Consider the following 454-nt stretch of genomic DNA (forward strand, 5'->3'; position numbering starts at 1 on the left):
TATGCCCAGAGCGTACGCTTAATTACCGGACACTTAAAAACCGGTGGCGAGCTGGACTGGGAAAACCTGGCGGCAGAAAAACAGACGCTGGTGTTCTATATGGGGTTGAATCAGGCCGCGACTATTCAGCAAAAGCTGATTGAACACGGAATGCCAGGCGAAATGCCGGTGGCAATTGTCGAAAACGGTACGGCAGTCACGCAGCGCGTGATTGACGGTACGCTCACACAGCTGGGAGAACTGGCGCAGCAAATGAACAGTCCATCGCTAATTATTATTGGTCGGGTTGTTGGCCTGCGCGATAAACTGAACTGGTTCTCCAACCATTAATTTAACCCGGGCCAGAGAATTCTGGCCTTCTTAATGACTCTTTTTATATATTCAGCAAATAAAACATAGCCCCTTAATAAATATTATCTGCTAATGGGTTATATTCACCGTTACAGCGACTTAC

1 protein-coding gene is annotated in these 454 nt (G+C 47.1%); it reads left to right on the forward strand.

Annotated features, from left to right (window positions below):
• On the forward strand, positions 1–330 hold a 330-nt coding region (locus tag K0039_RS25325), incomplete at its 5' end, for an SAM-dependent methyltransferase (RefSeq protein ID WP_228106891.1).
• Positions 331–454 lie beyond the last annotated feature (124 nt).

This window comes from Terrisporobacter mayombei (assembly GCF_020748465.1).
GTDB lineage: Bacteria > Bacillota > Clostridia > Peptostreptococcales > Peptostreptococcaceae > Terrisporobacter > Terrisporobacter mayombei.